Annotated in this window: 11 protein-coding genes; 8 read left to right on the forward strand and 3 right to left on the reverse strand. The window is 61.4% G+C overall.

The features are described from left to right. Window positions 1-145: 145 nt before the first annotated feature. The 3 genes from PMI37_RS17495 (at window position 146) to PMI37_RS17505 (ending at window position 4,657) form a co-directional block, all read left to right on the forward strand. The gene (locus PMI37_RS17495; RefSeq protein WP_008083198.1) at window positions 146-1,105 is read left to right on the forward strand and encodes a tRNA dihydrouridine synthase; all 960 of its coding nucleotides are present in this window, start codon (window positions 146-148) and stop codon (window positions 1,103-1,105) included. A gap of 145 nt (window positions 1,106-1,250) precedes the next feature. Next, entirely contained in the window at window positions 1,251-1,946 is a 696-nt protein-coding gene (locus PMI37_RS17500; RefSeq protein ID WP_008083199.1) for a DUF1266 domain-containing protein, read from the forward strand. Further along, entirely contained in the window at window positions 1,943-4,657 is a 2,715-nt protein-coding gene (locus PMI37_RS17505) for a DUF805 domain-containing protein (RefSeq protein ID WP_008083200.1), read from the forward strand. Before PMI37_RS17500 ends, PMI37_RS17505 begins: the two co-directional genes overlap by 4 nt. On the opposite strand, the gene PMI37_RS17510 is transcribed toward PMI37_RS17505, so the two are convergent. The 3 genes from PMI37_RS17510 to PMI37_RS17520 form a co-directional block, all read right to left on the reverse strand. Next, window positions 4,654-6,345, reverse strand: coding sequence for a molecular chaperone HscC (locus tag PMI37_RS17510; RefSeq protein ID WP_008083202.1), 1,692 nt, complete (start codon window positions 6,343-6,345; stop codon window positions 4,654-4,656). The two genes, PMI37_RS17505 and PMI37_RS17510, sit on opposite strands and share 4 nt — an antisense overlap. Before the next feature lie 94 nt (window positions 6,346-6,439). Further along, the gene (locus PMI37_RS17515) at window positions 6,440-9,718 is read right to left on the reverse strand and encodes a sensor domain-containing protein (protein WP_008083203.1); all 3,279 of its coding nucleotides are present in this window, start codon (window positions 9,716-9,718) and stop codon (window positions 6,440-6,442) included. Window positions 9,719-9,792: 74 nt separating this feature from the next. Continuing rightward, entirely contained in the window at window positions 9,793-10,677 is an 885-nt protein-coding gene (locus tag PMI37_RS17520; protein ID WP_008083204.1) for a LysR family transcriptional regulator, read from the reverse strand. A 140-nt stretch (window positions 10,678-10,817) separates the two neighbouring features. Here PMI37_RS17520 and leuC point away from each other — a divergent pair, with 140 nt between their 5' ends. From leuC to asd, 5 genes are all read left to right on the forward strand, one after another. Next, window positions 10,818-12,236, forward strand: a complete 1,419-nt coding sequence (gene leuC, locus PMI37_RS17525) for a 3-isopropylmalate dehydratase large subunit (protein ID WP_008083205.1) — start codon at window positions 10,818-10,820, stop codon at window positions 12,234-12,236. Between the two features lie 10 nt (window positions 12,237-12,246). Beyond that, on the forward strand, window positions 12,247-12,891 hold the full coding sequence (gene leuD / locus PMI37_RS17530; RefSeq protein WP_007913445.1) for a 3-isopropylmalate dehydratase small subunit: 645 nt from the start codon (window positions 12,247-12,249) through the stop codon (window positions 12,889-12,891). Window positions 12,892-13,037: 146 nt separating this feature from the next. Then, window positions 13,038-13,805: a class I SAM-dependent methyltransferase gene (locus PMI37_RS17535; protein WP_008083206.1), complete on the forward strand. Its 768-nt coding sequence runs from the start codon at window positions 13,038-13,040 to the stop codon at window positions 13,803-13,805. Between the two features lie 54 nt (window positions 13,806-13,859). Further along, window positions 13,860-14,942 (forward strand): 3-isopropylmalate dehydrogenase, encoded by a 1,083-nt coding sequence (leuB, locus tag PMI37_RS17540; protein WP_008083207.1) that lies wholly within the window; start codon window positions 13,860-13,862, stop codon window positions 14,940-14,942. 66 nt (window positions 14,943-15,008) lie between these two features. Further along, window positions 15,009-16,121: an aspartate-semialdehyde dehydrogenase gene (asd, locus tag PMI37_RS17545; protein ID WP_008083209.1), complete on the forward strand. Its 1,113-nt coding sequence runs from the start codon at window positions 15,009-15,011 to the stop codon at window positions 16,119-16,121. The last annotated feature ends 47 nt before the right edge of the window (window positions 16,122-16,168 follow it).

A 16,168-nucleotide genomic window follows, 5' to 3' on the forward strand; every position in this document is an offset into this window, starting at 1 on the left:
CCGCAGGCTGCGATCTTTTGATGTTGTTTTTTTAAGATCAAGATCAAAAGATCGCAGCCTTCGGCAGCTCCTACAGGTGGTCGTGGGTTTAAGCCGCTCAATCCAGTAAACTGCGGCACGTTTTTCTCTAAGTAGTGTTTTCCCCATGCAAATTGCTCTGGCGCCCATGGAGGGGTTGGTCGACGACATCCTCCGCGACGTGCTGACCCGCGTTGGCGGCATCGATTGGTGCGTGACTGAATTCATTCGGGTCAACGATCAGTTGCTCACCCCGGCTTACTTCCACAAGTTCGGCCCCGAGCTGCTCAACGGTGCCCGCACGGCGTCCGGCGTGCCATTGCGTGTGCAATTGCTCGGTTCCGACCCGGTGTGCCTGGCGGAAAACGCTGCACTGGCCTGCGAACTCGGTTCCGAAGTGATCGACCTCAACTTCGGCTGCCCGGCCAAGACCGTGAACAAATCCCGTGGCGGCGCGGTACTGCTGAAAGAGCCGGAGTTGCTCAACCAGATCGTCGAGCACGTGCGCCGCGCGGTGCCTGCGCACATTCCAGTCACCGCGAAAATGCGCCTGGGCTTCGACAGCCCGGACGGCTCGCTGGTCTGCGCCACGGCGTTGGCCGAAGGCGGCGCCGAACACATCGTGGTGCACGCACGAACCAAAATGGACGGCTACAAACCGCCGGCGCACTGGGAGTGGATCCCGCGCGTGCAGGACGTGGTCAAGGTGCCGGTGTTCGCCAACGGCGATATCTGGAGCGTTGAAGACTGGCGTCGTTGCCGCGAAATCAGTGGCGTGGAAGACATCATGCTCGGCCGCGGTCTGGTGTCGCGCCCGGATCTGGCCAGGCAGATCGCCGCCGCGCGTGCAGGCGAAGAAGTGGTCGAGATGACCTGGGCCGAGCTGATGCCGCTGATCCAGGATTTCTGGCTGCAAGCCAAGGCGCAGATGACCGCGCGTCAATCGCCGGGCCGTTTGAAGCAATGGCTGGCGATGCTGACCCGCAATTACCCGCAAGCCACCGAACTGTTCACCGTGCTGCGTCGCGAGACCGAGCCTGATCATGTCTCGCGCTTGCTCGGTTTGCCCGTCGCCGAAGCCGCCTGACTCCGCTCGAAAAAATGCCCCGATACGTCGGGGCTTTTTTATGGGCGCTGCACACCGGCTTTGCCGCACGGCAGCGCTTTCTCTACAATCCGCCGCAGTTTTGCCGACCTCCCATTTCTCACTCGGTCGGCGTGGAGCATTTTTCATGGACGAGATTCAGCAGCGCTGGCTGTGGGCCCTGTCGGCGCCGATGGCGGCGCTCAATCCTGGCGCCGGGTATGACGACCCTGCTTTCTGCGACGACGCGTACATCAATCTGGAGCACAGCTGGGGCATTGATACCCGCCAGGAGCTGTTCGGCATGCTCAGGGGGATGACCGACGACGGCCACGCCAAACACCTCAGTGACGGTTATCTGGCCTGGCAGCGTTGCCTGCCGAGTGAATGGCCGACGCTGCTCGAGCGTCTCGCCCCGCGTGAACGCATCCTGCATGAGTTTGCCAGCCGCACCTTCGATAGCTGCGGGGCCGGTGGGATTCTGTCGTGGGATTACGGGCGCATGGGCTTCCTCTTGCGCTGCGGTGTGCGCAACAAGTGGATCGATCTGGTCGAGAGTCAATGGCTGCATTCGCGCCTGGCCGTCAGGGCGCAGTTTCACTACGACAGCTGGATGGCGTACTACCACGGCTTCCTTATCGGCCGGGCGTTCTGGTGCTGCCAGAACAAAAGTGATGATGCGCTGGCGTTCGAGCTGGATCGACAAGGGCAGACTGCGCATAACCTGCTGATCACCCGGGGTCTTGAGCAGAACATCCCGCAGTTTCTGCCTGACTTGCCTTGGCATATGGACATCGACCCGCCGCCGCGTCCGGCATCGCTCAAGGAGTTCGACTGGTCATGAGTTGCTGGATCCAACTGGGCATCGAGCCCACTGCCGACGAAACCCTGATCCGTGATGCCTACCGCGCACGCTTGCCGGCGCATCACCCGGAGACCGACCCCGAAGGCTTTCAGGCGTTACGCATGGCGTACGAAAAAGCCCTGCGTCTGGCTCGTGAAGACGACCTGGAAGAGGACGACGAGGAAGAGGATTACGCCGAGTTCGAGGCGCCAGACGCGCCGGTCGCCGAGACTCCCCAAGCCTTCGTGGATTTCTGTGAACTGCTCGACGATCCTGCACGGCGCTTCAATATTGCCGCCTGGCAGGCGTTTATCCGCACGCTGGATCAATTGCCCCTCGATGACCTCGACGATCTCAGTTGGGGTTTCTACCACCGCATGACCGATGCCGGTTTGCTGTCGCATCAATGCGCGAACCTGCTGGCCGAGCGCATGGCCTGGGATCAACAGTTGCTTGATCTTGGCTACGATCAGGCGGAGCGGGTCGATGCGTTTCTGCGGCGGATAAAAACCCCGGACCCGTTCGATGTGGCGTTGATGAGCCATTGGCCGGAGCCCGCGCAGGTTGAAGCGTTGTGGTACGCCCGCAGCCTGGAGGTCACCTTCACCCAGCGTCCGCTAAACGAATTCCGCCATTTCGCCCTTCGACACACCTGCTTGCCGTTGCCGAACGATGAGGCATACATCAAACGTCTGCTCGCGCAGTTCACTCAGGCGGGCATCGGCGGGGAAGGGCTGCTGCAGTCCTGCATCGAACAACAGCGTCAGCACCCTGACGACCTCGACTGGCTGTACATGCTGGCCAGCCAGTACAGTTTGCAGGGGCTGGATGATCAGGCGTGGCCGTGCTGGATCCGCTTGTGGCAGGAACACCGTCATCCGAAAGCCGAAGGCCATTTGTTGGCGCTATGTGCCGAGCGTTCGCCGGACCTGCTGCCGTTGCTGATTCAAGCCTTCGATTGTGCCCGGCCTTTCAGTGCCTGGCCGCTTGATCTGGACGACGCCAGTCAGGCGTATGGCAGCCCGACTCAGCAACCACAGACCTTGTTGCGCTGGCTGGACGTCGGTCCTCTGCAACTACAGGGGCTGGCCGGGGCTTTTGTCGATTGGCGCCTGCACGATGACGAATTGCCGCTGGTGGCGCTGTTGCTCGGCGAGCATGCCGACCAGCGCCTGCAACGACTTTACCGGCATGCCTGGGCGTTGCACCGCGGTGACGTGCTGTTGTTGCAACAAGTGCTCGATGAGGCGTTGCCGCCGGACGCGCTTGAAGCGCTGGTGCTGAGCGGTTTCCAGTATCAGGCTGAGCAACATCTGCGCTGGCTGAAAAATTCGCCGATCGCGCGGGCGATGACCGCCTACACCGATCAAAACGCAGAATCGCCACAACTGCCTGTGGCGCAGACCAGCGATCAGTCGCACAGCCTGTGCCGAGGCTGGTTGCGCCGGTTGCGTCCCTACAGTCACGCCGCGCTCGCGCGCATTGACCAAGACTTCAAACTCAACGGCTCATACGCCGGCACTGACCTGTCGGAACTGACGCAGTTGCTGCAACTGGCTCAACTCGATGTGCTGTTGCCCGCACCGGAGGCGGGCGAAGGGCTGTGGCAATGGCACGCGCAAACGCTGTTTTTGCTGATGTTGCTGGGGCAGACGGAGCGTTGGTTGCCATTGATCGACGCGCGGATGCTGGAGTCGCTGGCATTCAACCCGGCCCATCCGCTCAGCCGCTTGCAGCCGTTGTTGCAGCGATTGCTGCGTGAACAGGGTCATTGCAGCGGCTTGCTCGGCCTGCTGCAAACCGAAGAGCCGGTGCAGGCGCTGCTGGCCCAGCAGATGTGCGGGGTTCAGGAGGCGCTGGACAGCCTGCGCTTGCTCAGCAACGACCGGTTGTTCCTGTGCATGCGCCGTGATCTGCGTGCTTTTGGCGACGACCTGCTCGGGCGGATGCTGCTGACGGGCGTGCTGTATCACACGTCATTGTTTGATGCCAAACAGCGGCGCTTTTTGCTCGACAGGATTACCGAAGTCGTCAACCCGCAGGAGTGGTTCGACGGTTTCCGGCACAGCTTGATCAAGGGCGAACCAGTGCGTCCGCCGCGTCAGGCGCTCGAAGACGAGGGCATCAACGACTGCGACGATTTTTACCTGGCGCTTGATGTGCTCAAGGATCTGGTCAGGTACGGCGACGCGGGCGTGCCACGGCAGAAGCACCTGATACGCCTGCAGCGGGCCAAGGACAATCAGCAGAACGGCCTGGGTGTGCGGTTTGCTTGCAGTGCGCTGCTGTCGTGGTCGGAGCGATTGATGATGGCCAAGGCCGAGGCGCGGCCGACATCGGCCATGGCGTTCTGGCGCCTGGGTTCGCGGCTGAGTCGCGAGGCCTTTGTCGGGCAAGTGCTTGGCCTGGTGCTGCTGACCCCACTGGTCGCCGTGCTCAGTGGATCAACGCCGCCCGCCTTGGTGGTGCTGGTGCTCGGGGTGTTGATCCTGCTCGGCGCCATGCTGCGGCGCCTGCATGACATGGGCCGGGGTGTCGCGACCTTTCTGGTGCTGGCCGGGTTGACGCCAGCCTTGCCGTTTCTGCCGCTGGTGCTGTTCGGTTTTCCCGGGGAAAAACTGCCCAACCGCTACGGCATGCCCCCGGAAAGCTTTCGTGAAGACCCGTTGGCCGCCGGCTTGCAGGCGGCGCTGCGGCGACTCATCGGCTAGAAGCGCAGTTCATCCAGGGCGCTGTTGAGTTGTGAGCGCTGGCTGGCAATCTCCGCCGGTTGTTGGTCGCCGAGCACGGCCGTGAAGCTGTGCAGCCATTCGGCAATGCGCTCGCGCTCGGTGCCCAGGCTCTGCATCCAGGCGCGTTCCAAGCGTGCCAGCAGCGTGCGGTTGGGCAAGGTATCACGCGGGTGAACCTTGAGCGCGGCGAGCCGGTCGTGGCTGTTTTGCCGAGCCTCGTCATCCAGCCCGGTCGGGCTGCGGTCGATGCTGTGGCTGTGGCGCTTGCCGGTCTCCAGCAGCGTGACGTCGACCTCAAGCAGGCCATTGATGTCGTAACTGAAGCGCACGTCGAGTTCCTGGCGGTGTTCGGTAGGCGTCAGCGTGACATCGAAACCGTCGATGAAAATGTTGTCGCGCACCCATGGGCGCTCACCCTGATACACCGAGATACGGATCTGTTCCTGCTTGGGATAGGTGGTGCAGTAGCGCTCCACCCGTGACGTCGGGATGATCGTGTTGCGCTCGATAATGGGCGAAAATGCGCCTTCGACGCCTCTGCCGCGCATCGTCTCGATACCCAGCGTATAAGGGCAGACATCGGTGAGGATCAGCTCTTCTACCGCACCGTCGCGGGCCTTGCAGGCCGCTTGTGTCGCGGCGCCAAGGGCGACAATCGTGTCCGGGTCGAGGTGACGATACGGCAGGCGCCCGAACAGCGTGGCGACCATTTGCTGCACCGCGAGCATGCGCGTGGCACCGCCGACCAGCACCAGGCTGTCGAGGTCGCGGGGTTTCAGTCGGGCATCGCGCAGGGCCTGTTCGATCGGTGCGCGCAAGCGTGACAGCAGCGGCTCCCAGATTTTCAGCGCGGCCGCTTCGTCCAGCGACCACTCGTAGACATTGTCGGCGTGGCGCCAGCTCAAATGCTGGACGCCTTCACCGAGATTGCACTTGAGTTGCTCCAGCGCATCGCCGAGGCTGGCCAGGCTATGCGCGTCGATCATTGACGGCGTCAGTTGCCAGGTCTTGAGGCAGTCTTCGAGCAGCGCGGCGGTAAAGTCTTCGCCGCCGAGAAAGTTGTCGCCGGTCGACGCATGCACCTCGATCAGCGGCAGCGCGTATTCCAGCACCGTGACGTCGAAGGTGCCGCCGCCCAGGTCGAAAATCAGCGTGCGCTCGAATTTCTGCTCGTGCAGCCCGTAAGCCATGGCCGCTGCTGTCGGTTCATTGATCAACCGTGTGACCGCCAGCCCCGCCAACTCGGCGGCGAACAGGGTGCGCTTGCGTTGTTCGTCGCTGAAATAGGCCGGCACTGAAATCACCGCCTCAGTGACCGGATGGCCAAGAAACGCTTCGGCGTCCTGCTTCAGTGAGCCCAATACCAGCGCCGACAACTCTTCCGGGCTGAACGCGCGAGCGCCGAGCTCGACCCGTTTGTCGCTGCCCATGAAACGCTTGAACGCCGCAGCGGTGCGATCCGGGTGGGTGGTCAGGCGGGCGCGGGCGGCTTTGCCGACCAGGATCGTGTCGTCTTCATCGAGGCTGACCACCGAGGGGGTCAACACGTCGCCGAGAGCGTTGCGGATCAATTCGGCGCGACCGTCGCGCCAGACGGCGATCAGGCTGTTGGTGGTGCCAAGGTCGATGCCCAGCAGGGCTGGGCGGGGGAGGGTTGCATCCTGCATGAAAGATCCCGAAACGGCGCAAAAAAAGCGACCCTACAGGTTGGCGCAAACGCTGGCAATTGCCGCTCTGTTGCAAGCTTCGCAGCGGCGAGTGTCAGGGCAGCAGCTTTTTCAAACCCTCCAGTGGCAGTGGCCGGCTGTGCAGATAGCCTTGGTACAAGTAGCAGCCTAAACCTTGCAGGAACGCCAATTGCTCGGGGGTTTCCACGCCTTCGGCGATCACCTCCAGCTCCAGGCTGCGGGCCATGGCGACGATGGCGCGGATGATTTCGGCGTCATTCGGGTCGGTGGTGGCGTCGCGGATAAACGACTGGTCGATTTTCAATGTGTCGACCGGCAGGCGCTTGAGGTAGGTCAGCGACGAATAACCGGTGCCGAAATCGTCCATGGCGAAGCTTACGCCGAGCTTTTTCAAGCGGCGCATTTTGCTGATGGTGTCCTCCAGGTTCTGGATGACGATGCCTTCGGTGATTTCCAGTTTCAGCAGCGAGCAGGGCAGGCCGTGGCTGCTCATGCTGTGTTCGATGCGTTCGACAAAATCGTTCTGGCGGAACTGCCGTGGGCTGATGTTCACGCACAGGCTGAAGTTGAGCGGGTCGACCAGTTTCAGCGCGATCAGCTGTTTGAACGCGTCGCAGGCTTCGTCGAGGATCCACGTGCCGACTTCGAGAATCAGCCCGCTGTCCTCCAGCACCTTGATGAATTCGGTGGGCGATTGCGCGCCGAGCTCCGGGTGATTCCAGCGCACCAGCGCTTCGGCGCCGATGATGCGGTTGTCGCGGGCATCGATCTGCGGCTGGAAGTGCACATTGAATTCGCCGCGTGACAGCGCCAGGCGCAGGTCGGTCTCCATGCGCAGCCGCTCGCTGGCCGCTTTCTGCATGGTGTTGTGGTACATCTGCGTGGTGTTGCGCCCGGAATCCTTGGCCCGGTACAGAGCGATGTCGGCGCGCTTGAGCAGGTCGGTCGGGGTCGAACCGTGATCGGGAATCAGCGCCACGCCGATGCTCGGCGTCACTTGCAGGCGCTGACCGTCGAGGAACATCGGCTCGGAGAGCAACTCACGCAGGGTGTCGGCGAGGTTGCGCACTTGCGCGCTGACTTCATTGCGCGAGCCTTCGAGGCCGCTGAGCAGCACGACAAACTCGTCGCCACCGAGGCGTGCGACCGTATCTTCCATGCGCACGCTGGCTTCGAGGCGCGCGGTGATGATCTTCAGCACCGTGTCGCCCACCGGATGGCCGAGCGAATCGTTGATGTGCTTGAAGTGGTCGAGGTCGAGAAACAGCAAGGCGCCGCGCAGGTTATGCCGTTTGAGCAGGGCGATCTGTTGGCTCAGGCGATCCATCAGCAAGGCGCGATTCGGCAGGTTGGTCAGCGGGTCGTGGTACGCCAGATGACGAATCTGCGCTTCGGCGTTTTTCAGCAGGCTGACGTCCCGCGCGGTCAGCAGCAGGCACGCGGTTTCATTGAGGGTGATCGGCTCGACTGAGACTTCCACGGTCAGCAATTCGCCGCGCTTGTTGCGCCCGAGCATTTCCTGATGGTGCACGCGGCCCTTGATCTGCAACTCGGCCAGCAGCGCCGAGCGTTGCTTCTCTTCGGCCCAGATGCCGACCTGATACACGGTTTTGCCCACCACTTCGTCGGCGCGATAGCCGGTGAGGCGGCAGAAACCGTCGTTAACCTCCAGATAGCGGCCGGTGTCGCGCTCGGTGATGGTGATTGCGTCAGGGCTGGAGTGGAACGCCTTGGCGAATTTCTCTTCACTGGCCTTCAGCGCCGCTTCCGAGCGTTGTTGCTGGGTAATGTCGCGCAGGGTGGTGACGATGCACGGCTGGTCACCGACGCTGATCTGCCGGCTGGAAATCACGCACGTCAGCGACTGGCCGTCCTTGTGCTGGACGATGATCGCAACATTGCTCAGGCCTTGTTCGCGGATCACTCGCTCGATGCGTTGCAGGCTTTTCGCCGAGGCGTCCCACAGGCCGATTTCTTCGGCGGTGTGGCCGATCACGTCGGCGGCGCTCCAGCCAAAGGTCTGGCTGAAGCTGGAGTTGATCTCGATGAACTCGCCGCTGTCCTGACGGGTCACGCAAATCGGGTCGGGACTGACCTGAAACAGCGTGGCGAATTTCTCCTCCGACGCGACCAGCCGTTGTTCGCGTTCGACCTGATCGGTGATGTCCAGCAGGGTGCCGGCCATGCGCAGCGGCGCACCATTGTCATCGCGATAGAGGCGGGCGCGACTTTCCAGATAACGCGAGCTGCCGTCCGGCAGTTGCACGCGGTAGGTCAGTTGATAATTGCCCGCCGGGCCTTCGCGCAGGCTGCGATAGGCATCGCGCATGCTGTCGCGTTCCTCGCCCGGCACACCTTCGAAAAACTCGTCGAACGACTCATGAAAGGGTTTCGGCTCCAGCCCGTGCAGTTGCGCCGCCCGTGCCGAGCCGTAAAGCATGCCGCTGGGAATGTGCCAGTCCCACGTGCCGAGCTGCGCCGAATCCAGCGCCAGGTCGAGGCGTTCCTGGCTGTCCTTCAAAGCGTGTTCGGCGGCTTTGCGTTCGGTGGTGTCGAGGAACGTGCTGAGCAGATACGGCTGGCCTTCGAGTTCGACCTTCTGCGCACTGAGGATACCGTCGTGAATCTGCCCGTTGCTGGCGCGAAACTGCACCTCCATGCTGATCAGTTCGCCCTTGGTGTTGGTCTTTTTGACCAGTTCGGCGCGCTGCTCGGGGTGTACCCACAAGCCCAGTTCCAGCGTGGTGCGGCCAATGGCGCTCTGCACCGGCCAGCCGAACAGGCTTTCGAAATACTGATTGGCCTCGCTGATCAGGCCGTCTTCCTGACGCGTCAGCAAGACCATGTTCGGACACAGGTGAAACAGGGTGGCGAAACGTTTCTCCGAGCTGCTCAGCGCCTGTTCGCGTTGACGCTGGTGGGTGATTTCGCGAATCACCCCGATCATTCGGGGGCGGCCGTGTTTATCCGGCAGCAGGCTGCCGCTGATTTCCAGCCAGTGCAGGCTGCCGTCGGGCCAGCGGATGCGGTGGTGCATCGCTTGTTCCAGCGGTGCGCCGGCGATCACCGCGTGGAAGGCGCGAACGGTCTTGGCGCGATCTTCCGGGGGCAGCAGATCGAGGTATTCAAGGTCCGCCGGCAGCGGTTGCCGTGGATCGAAGCCGAACAATGCCTGGGTGCCCCGTGACCAACTGATCTGCCCGCGCTCGATGTCCCAGTACCACGCGCCGAGCCGCGCGCCGTTGAGCGCGGCGAGCAATTGCGGTGCGCTCTCCCAGCTCTGCTCGGAATGACGCGGGTCAATCGCCTGGATACGCGGCATCGGCGGAATGCGGTCAACAGATTTCGGCATTGTGGACAGGCCTTGAGCTGATGGTGGCGTTAGGCACAGGGACAGCGGCTCTATAGGAGTAGCACAAGTTGGCCTTATGTCCCTGGCAGATCGATTTGTGCATCCAGCAAGGCCATAAAGGCTCTTGCCGCATTCGATAGCGTCCGTTCGGTGTGCAAGATATAGCCTAGCTGGCGACTGAGCTGTATGCCCGGCAAAGCGATGCTTGCCACCTGTTCATCGAGCATGGTCCGTGGCAGAACGCTCCAGGCCAGACCGATCGAGACCATCATCTTGATGGTTTCCAGATAGTTGGTGCTCATGGCGATGTTCGGCGTCAGGCCCTGAGCCTCGAATAAACGCTGCACGATATGGTGTGTAAAAGTGTTGCCGCCGGGGAAAACCGCCGGATGACCGGCAATGTCCGCCAGATTGACCGCGCCGTTATTGATCAGCGAATGCTCCGGGGCGACCACGAAATCCAGCGGGTCGTCCCACACTGGCGTGGCTTTCACCAGCGAATGAGGCTCCGGCGCGAGGGTGATCACCGCCAGTTCGGCGCGGCCATGGAGAATTTCCTCGTAGGCCACTTCCGAATCGAGGAACTGAATATCCAGCGCAACTTGTGGGTAACGGCGGGTGAATTCCCGTAAAAGCGGCGGCAAACGGTGCAAACCGATGTGGTGACTGGTGGCCAGGGTCAGGCGCCCGCTGACTTCGCCGGTCAAATTTGTCAGCGCGCGGCGGGTGTCATCCAGCACATTAAGAATCTGGTACGCCCGAGGCAGCAGGGCGCGGCCAGCCTCGGTCAGGCCGACTTCACGGCCCAGCCGATCAAACAGGCGCACCTTCAATTGCTGCTCCAGCCCGGCGATGCGTTTGCTGATCGCCGGCTGCGTCAGGTGTAGGCGTTCGCCGGCGCCGGAGAAGCTGCCGGTCTCGGCAATCGCGATAAAAGCGTTGAGGTTGGCCAGATCCATGTTCGTATTCCAGTTGGTTATCCAAAGCATAAAAAATATGAATTTGAGTTATTTAATCTAACCCCATAGGATCGGCCTCACAAGCCAAAGGGTTATTGATAAGCCCAGGGCATAGAAACAAGCTGATGAGGAACCGTCTGATGGCCGGCAAAACGCTCTACGACAAGCTCTGGGATTCGCATTTGGTCAAGCAGCGCGACGATGGCTCGGCGCTGATCTATATCGATCGTCACATCATTCACGAAGTGACCTCGCCGCAAGCCTTTGAAGGCCTGCGTCTGGCCGGGCGCAAGCCTTGGCGCATCGATGCCAATATCGCGACCCCGGATCACAACGTACCGACCACCCCGGAACGCAAGGGCGGCATCGAAGCCATTGCCGACCAGGTCTCGCGTTTGCAGGTTCAGACCCTCGACGACAACTGCGATGAATATGGCATTGTCGAGTTCAAGATGAACGACGTGCGCCAAGGCATCGTCCATGTGATCAGCCCGGAGCAGGGCGCAACCTTGCCGGGCATGACCGTGGTCTGCGGCGACTCGCACACCTCGACCCACGGCGCGTTCGGCGCGTTGGCTCACGGTATCGGCACCTCCGAGGTCGAGCATGTGCTCGCCACGCAGTGCCTGGTTGCGAAGAAAATGAAGAACATGCTGGTGCGCGTTGAAGGGCAGTTGCCGTTCGGCGTGACCGCCAAGGACATCGTCCTTGCGGTGATCGGCAAGATCGGCACCGCTGGCGGTAACGGCCATGCCATCGAATTCGCTGGCAGCGCGATCCGCGACTTGTCCGTTGAAGGCCGCATGACCATCTGCAACATGTCCATCGAAGCCGGCGCCCGCGTGGGCTTGGTGGCAGCGGATCAGAAGACTGTCGACTACGTGAAGGGCCGTCCATTCGCCCCGAAAGGCGCGGAATGGGACATGGCCGTCGAAGCCTGGAAAGACCTGGTGTCCGACGCCGACGCCAAGTTCGACACCGTGGTAGAGCTCGACGCTACGCAGATCAAGCCGCAAGTTAGCTGGGGCACTTCGCCTGAGATGGTTTTGGCGGTTGATCAGAACGTGCCGGATCCAGCCAAAGAGATGGATCTGGTCAAACGCGACTCGATCGTCCGTGCCCTGAAGTACATGGGTTTGACCGCCAATCAGGCGATCACCGACATTCAACTGGATCGCGTGTTTATCGGTTCCTGCACCAACTCGCGGATCGAAGACTTGCGCGCTGCGGCGGTGATCGCCAAGGGCCGTAAAGTCGCTTCGACCATCAAGCAGGCGATCGTGGTGCCGGGCTCGGGTCTGGTCAAGGCGCAGGCTGAGGCCGAAGGTCTCGACAAGATTTTCCTCGAAGCCGGTTTCGAATGGCGTGAGCCGGGTTGCTCGATGTGCCTGGCGATGAACCCGGACCGTTTGGAGTCCGGCGAGCATTGTGCCTCGACCTCCAACCGTAACTTCGAAGGCCGTCAGGGCGCCGGTGGCCGTACCCACCTCGTCAGCCCGGCCATGGCGGCGGCGGCAGCGGTGAACGGTCGTTTCATCGACGTTCGCGAATTGATTTAAGGAGCGCAGCATGAAAGCTTTTACTCAGCACACTGGTCTTGTCGCGCCTTTGGATCGTGCCAACGTCGACACTGACCAAATCATTCCGAAACAATTTTTGAAGTCGATCAAGCGCACCGGTTTCGGTCCGAACCTGTTCGACGAGTGGCGTTACCTTGATGTCGGGCAACCGTATCAGGACAACTCCAAGCGTCCGCTGAACAAGGACTTCGTCCTCAACGCCGAGCGTTATCAAGGCGCCAGCGTGTTGCTGGCCCGCGAGAACTTCGGTTGCGGCTCCAGCCGTGAACACGCGCCGTGGGCGCTGGAAGAATACGGTTTCCGCAGCATCATCGCGCCGAGCTACGCCGACATCTTTTTCAACAACAGCTTCAAGAACGGCTTGTTGCCGATCATCTTGAGCGACGCTGAAGTCGATGAGTTGTTCAAGCAGGTCGAGGCTGAGCCGGGTTATCAATTGCAGGTTGATCTGCAGGCGCAGACCGTGACGCGTCCGGATGGCAAGGTGTACAGCTTTGAGATCGATGCGTTCCGTAAGCATTGCTTGTTGAACGGTCTGGACGATATCGGTTTGACCCTGCAGGACGGCGATGCGATTGCGACGTTTGAGGCCAAGCACCGGGTTAGCCAGCCGTGGTTGTTCCGCGACGCGTGATTGATTCGAGATTGATGTAGTCAGGGCCGGCCCCTTCGCTGGCAAGCCAGCTCCCACAGGGATTTGCGGTGTTCACAAAACCTGTGGGAGCTGGCTTGCCAGCGATGAGGCCGGAACAAGCACCATAAGATTCAAGGAAAGATCCCATGACCAGCACCGCCCAACACACTCAGGTCGTACAAAAGCAATTCGGTGAACAGGCCGCCGCCTACCTGAGCAGCGCCGTTCACGCGCAAGGCACCGAATTCGCCCTGCTACAAGCTGTGCTGGCGGGGCAGGGCGAGGCGCGGGTTTTGGACTTGGGTTGCGGCGCCGGTCACGTCAGTTTTCACGTGGCATCGCTGGTCAAGGAAGTGGTCGCTTACGACCTGTCGCAGCAAATGCTCGACGTGGTCGCCGCCGCTGCCGTTGATCGCGCTTTCACCAACATCGCCACCGTCAACGGTGCCGCCGAGCGTCTGCCGTTTGCCGATGGCGAGTTCGACTTCGTGTTCAGCCGTTATTCCGCGCATCACTGGAGCGATCTCGGCGTGGCTCTGCGCGAAGTGCGGCGGGTGCTGAAGCCGGGCGGTGTGGCGGCATTCGTGGATGTGTTGTCACCGGGCAGCCCGTTGTTCGACACTTACCTGCAAAGCGTCGAAGTGCTGCGCGACACCAGCCATGTGCGCGATTATTCAGGCGCTGAATGGCTGCGCCAGGTCAGCGAGGCCGGTTTGCATGTGCGCAGCACTACGCGTCAGCGCCTGCGTCTGGAGTACACCACCTGGGTTGAGCGCATGCGCACACCCGAAGTGATGCGCGCCGCGATCCGCCAGTTGCAGCAGTCGATGGGCAACGAGGTGCGTGAATATTTTGAGATTGATGCCGACGGCTCGTTCAGTACAGATGTAATCGTACTGATGGCTGAGCGCTAAGAATTTTTCCGGGCGCGCCTCAGATGGCGCACCGACTGAAGACACGAGGAAAGCATGAGCAAGCAGATTCTGATTCTCCCAGGTGACGGTATTGGTCCGGAAATCATGGCCGAAGCGGTCAAGGTGCTGGAACTGGCCAACGACAAATACAGCCTGGGCTTTGAGCTGAGCCATGACCTGATCGGTGGCGCCGCCATCGACAAGCACGGCGTGCCGCTGGCCGACGAAACCCTCGACCGTGCCCGCGCTGCTGACGCCGTGTTGCTGGGCGCCGTCGGTGGCCCGAAATGGGACACCATCGAGCGTGATATCCGCCCTGAGCGCGGTCTGTTGAAAATCCGTGCGCAACTCGGCCTGTTCGGCAACCTGCGTCCGGCAATCCTGTACCCGCAACTGGCCGAGGCTTCGAGCCTGAAGCCGGAAATCGTTGCCGGTCTGGACATCCTCATCGTCCGTGAGCTGACCGGTGGCATCTACTTCGGCGCACCACGCGGCACCCGCACTCTGGAAAACGGCGAGCGTCAGTCCTACGACACGCTGCCGTACAGCGAAAGCGAAATTCGCCGCATCGCCCGCGTCGGTTTCGACATGGCCATGGTGCGTGGCAAGAAACTCTGCTCGGTGGACAAGGCCAACGTGCTGGCGTCCAGCCAACTGTGGCGTGAAATCGTTGAAGAAGTGGCCAAGGATTATCCAGAAGTCGAACTGAGCCACATGTACGTCGACAACGCTGCCATGCAACTGGTGCGCGCACCGAAGCAGTTCGACGTGATCGTCACCGACAACATGTTCGGCGACATCTTGTCCGACCAGGCGTCGATGCTTACCGGTTCCATCGGCATGCTGCCGTCGGCCTCGCTCGACACCAACAACAAAGGCATGTACGAGCCTTGCCACGGTTCCGCTCCGGACATCGCCGGTAAAGGCATCGCCAACCCGTTGGCGACCATTCTGTCGGTCTCGATGATGCTGCGTTACAGCTTCAATCTGCAGGATGCGGCTGATGCCATCGAAAAAGCCGTCAGCGTCGTGCTCGACCAAGGGCTGCGCACTGGCGACATCTATTCGGCCGGTTGCAGCAAAGTCGGTACGCAGGAAATGGGCGACGCAGTAGTCGCCGCGCTGCGGAATCTGTAATCTCTCGGGCCCGCTGCGAAATTCAATACAAAGCAGCGGCCCACTTTTCAAGAAGGTGTAGTTGCGATGAAACGTGTAGGTCTGATCGGTTGGCGCGGGATGGTCGGTTCCGTGCTCATGCAGCGGATGCTGGAAGAGCAGGATTTCGATCTAATCGAGCCGGTGTTTTTCACCACTTCCAACGTCGGTGGCCAAGGCCCGTCCGTGGGCAAGGACATTGCTCCGCTCAAGGACGCTTACAGCATTGATGAGCTGAAGACCCTCGACGTGATTCTGACCTGCCAGGGCGGCGACTACACCAGCGAAGTGTTCCCGAAGCTGCGCGAAGCCGGCTGGCAGGGTTACTGGATCGACGCAGCCTCGAGCCTGCGCATGAACGATGACGCGGTGATCATTCTTGATCCGGTGAACCGCAAGGTCATCGATCAGCAGCTCGATGCAGGCACCAAGAACTACATCGGCGGCAACTGCACTGTCAGCCTTATGCTGATGGGCCTGGGCGGTCTGTTCGAAGCCGGTCTGGTCGAGTGGATGAGCGCCATGACCTATCAGGCGGCTTCCGGTGCCGGCGCGCAGAACATGCGTGAACTGATCAAGCAAATGGGCGCGACCCACGCCGCTGTCGCCGATCAACTGGCCGATCCTGCCAGTGCGATCCTCGACATCGACCGTCGCGTGGCCGACGCCATGCGCAGCGAAGCGTACCCGACCGAGAACTTCGGCGTGCCGCTGGCCGGCAGCCTGATCCCGTGGATCGACAAGGAACTGCCGAACGGCCAGAGCCGTGAAGAGTGGAAGGCTCAGGCCGAGACCAACAAGATCCTCGGTCGCTTCAAGAGCCCGATCCCGGTCGACGGCATCTGCGTGCGCATCGGCGCCATGCGCTGCCACAGCCAGGCGCTGACCATCAAGCTGAACAAAGACGTACCGATCGCCGATATCGAAGGGCTGATCAGCCAGCACAACCCTTGGGTCAAACTGGTACCGAACAACCGCGATATCAGCATGCAGGAGTTGAGCCCGACAAAGGTCACCGGCACCCTGAATGTGCCGGTCGGCCGTCTGCGCAAGCTGAACATGGGCTCGCAGTTCCTCGGCGCGTTCACCGTGGGCGACCAACTGCTGTGGGGCGCGGCCGAACCGCTGCGTCGTATGCTGCGGATTTTGCTTGAGCGTTGATCGTTTGCAGCAATGAAAGAGCCCGTGCCTTGTGAGAGGTGCGGGTT

Origin of the sequence: Pseudomonas sp. GM80 (assembly GCF_000282515.1) — a bacterium.
Lineage (GTDB): Bacteria > Pseudomonadota > Gammaproteobacteria > Pseudomonadales > Pseudomonadaceae > Aquipseudomonas.

Coding starts and splice junctions, on each gene's coding strand:
- PMI37_RS17495 (WP_008083198.1), top strand. CDS start 146: ATGCAAATTGCTCTGGCGCCCATGGAGGGGTTGGTCGACGACATCCTC.
- PMI37_RS17500 (WP_008083199.1), top strand. CDS start 1,251: ATGGACGAGATTCAGCAGCGCTGGCTGTGGGCCCTGTCGGCGCCGATG.
- PMI37_RS17505 (WP_008083200.1), top strand. CDS start 1,943: ATGAGTTGCTGGATCCAACTGGGCATCGAGCCCACTGCCGACGAAACC.
- PMI37_RS17510 (WP_008083202.1), bottom strand. CDS start 6,345: ATGCAGGATGCAACCCTCCCCCGCCCAGCCCTGCTGGGCATCGACCTT.
- PMI37_RS17515 (WP_008083203.1), bottom strand. CDS start 9,718: ATGCCGAAATCTGTTGACCGCATTCCGCCGATGCCGCGTATCCAGGCG.
- PMI37_RS17520 (WP_008083204.1), bottom strand. CDS start 10,677: ATGGATCTGGCCAACCTCAACGCTTTTATCGCGATTGCCGAGACCGGC.
- leuC (WP_008083205.1), top strand. CDS start 10,818: ATGGCCGGCAAAACGCTCTACGACAAGCTCTGGGATTCGCATTTGGTC.
- leuD (WP_007913445.1), top strand. CDS start 12,247: ATGAAAGCTTTTACTCAGCACACTGGTCTTGTCGCGCCTTTGGATCGT.
- PMI37_RS17535 (WP_008083206.1), top strand. CDS start 13,038: ATGACCAGCACCGCCCAACACACTCAGGTCGTACAAAAGCAATTCGGT.
- leuB (WP_008083207.1), top strand. CDS start 13,860: ATGAGCAAGCAGATTCTGATTCTCCCAGGTGACGGTATTGGTCCGGAA.
- asd (WP_008083209.1), top strand. CDS start 15,009: ATGAAACGTGTAGGTCTGATCGGTTGGCGCGGGATGGTCGGTTCCGTG.